At 76.3% G+C, this 2014-nt stretch carries 2 protein-coding genes; one reads left to right on the plus strand and one right to left on the minus strand.

Going from position 1 to position 2014, the window contains the following annotated elements:
- Positions 1–42 precede the first annotated feature (42 nt).
- Positions 43–798 carry a thioesterase II family protein gene (locus EYA84_RS31205; protein ID WP_131057773.1) on the plus strand — a complete coding sequence of 252 codons (756 nt, stop codon included), beginning with the start codon at positions 43–45 and terminating at the stop codon, positions 796–798.
- Here the strand turns inward: EYA84_RS31205 and EYA84_RS31210 are convergent.
- Positions 773–2014, minus strand: a 1242-nt coding sequence (locus EYA84_RS31210) for an AMP-binding protein (protein WP_131057774.1), incomplete at its 5' end; no start/stop codon positions are given. The genes EYA84_RS31205 and EYA84_RS31210 overlap by 26 nt on opposite strands.

Here is a 2014-nt window from a genome sequence, read left to right on the forward strand (position 1 = left end):
GGCCGACCCGGCGGACGCGCGGGAGCCGGCGGGGGTGGGCGGGTGACCTCGGTCGAGACCAGCGCGCGACGGTGGCTGCGCTGCTACCGGCCCCGGCCGGCGGCCACCGTGCGACTGGTCTGCTTCCCGCACGCCACCGGCAGCGCGCCGTTCTACCGGAGCTGGGCCCGGGAGCTGCCGGACGACGTCGAGGTGCTGGCGGTGCAGTACCCGGGCCGGCTGGACCGGATCGCCGAGCCCGCGCTGACCGCCATGCCGGTGCTGGCGGACATGGTCACCGACGTGCTCGCGCCCCGGCGTGACCTGCCGATCGCCCTGTTCGGGCACAGCATGGGTGCCGCCGTGGCCTACGAGGTGGCACGCCGGCTGGAGCAGCGGCACGCCGCGCCGCTGGCGCACCTGTTCGTCTCGGGACGGCCCGCGCCGTGCCACCACCGGCCGGGCACCAAACACCTGGGCCCGGACGACGACCTCTGGGACGAGCTGCGCCGACTGGGCGGGACCGACCCGGCAGCGCTGGAGAACCCGCAGCTCCGGTCGGCGTTGCTGCCGACGCTGCGGGCGGACTACCGGCTGATCGAGAGCTACCGCCCGGTCGACGCCGCGCCGTTGGCCACCCCCGTCTCGGCGCTCGTCGGCGACGTGGACACCGAGGCACTGGTGGACGAGGTGGCGGCCTGGGCCGGTTACACCCGGGCCGCCTTCGACCTGACCGTCTTCGACGGCGACCACTTCTATCTGGTGCCGCACCGGACGAAGGTGCTGGCCGGTGTCATCCGGAGCCTCGGCCTGACGTGACCGGGCCCGCCGCCTCGCGCGGCGGGTGCGCGGACGCGTCCAGGTGGCGCCGCCACAACTGGCGCCGCCTCGGCTTGCCGCTGGTGGTACGCGGGATCGTGCCGGACGGCACCGGCACCACGTGCACGTCGGCCGCCGGCACCAGCGGCGCGACCAGGGCGGGGATCCGGGGCAGCCACTCCGGCCGGGGATGTTCCAGGTGGACCACCACGGTCGGGGCCCCCGCCACCAGGCCGAGCACGGTGGCCAGCCGTCCGGGCGGCACGTCCAGGGCCGCGCCGAGCACCGCGTCGACGTCCTCGGCGAACACCGTCCGGCCGTGGACCTTGAGGCTGTCGCCGAGGCGGCCCAGCACGAAGAGGTGCCCGTCCCGCAGGAACCCGGCGTCCCCGGTGCGGACCGTGCCGTCGAAGGACGGGCCGCCCGCGTACCCGTCGGCGACCGACGCGCCACCGACGACGATCTCACCGACCGTCCCGTCGTCGACCGGCTGGCCGTCGTCGTCCACCACCGCGATCCGGGCCCCGGTGACCGGGCCGCCGCAGCCCACCACGGGTACGCCGTCCGGGCCGGGCACCTGCCGCCACCCGGTCCGCAGCGGCAGCCCGGTCACCGCCAGCGTCGCCTCCGCCAGCCCGTACGCGGGCAGCAGCGCCTCCCGGCGCAGCCCGTGCGGGGCGAGCAGGTCGGCGAAGGCGGTCAGGGTGGCCGGTGGGATCCGTTCGGCGCCGACGATGACCGCCCGCCACTGCCGGAAGTCCAGCCCGGCGAGCTGCTCCGGGCGGACCCGCCGCAGCACGTGCGCCAGCCCGAAGCCGGGCATCGCGGTCAACCGGGCCCCGGCGCGACCGAAGCACTCCAGGTACCGGCTCGGCCGGCGGACGAACTCCGCCGGGGTGAGCAGCCACAGGTCGGCGCCGGTGACGACCGGTGCCAGCAGGCACCCGACCAGGCCCATGTCGTGGTGCACCGGCAGCCACGAGGCGGTCGCGTCGTCGGGCGTCATCTCCAGCCAGTCCCGGACGGCCGCGATGTTGGCCTCCAGGGCGGTCCGTGGCACGCGCACCCCGCGTACCGCCCCCGTGGTGCCGGAGGTGAACTGGAGCAGCGCTACCCGGGCCGGCGCCACCTCCATCGGCGCCGTCGCCTCGGCGGGCAGGTCCGCGACGTCGACGGAGGACCCCCTGTCTCTTATCCACATCGGCCGATGCCGACG

The sequence above is a fragment of the Verrucosispora sp. SN26_14.1 genome (genome assembly GCF_004307965.1).
GTDB lineage: Bacteria > Actinomycetota > Actinomycetes > Mycobacteriales > Micromonosporaceae > Micromonospora.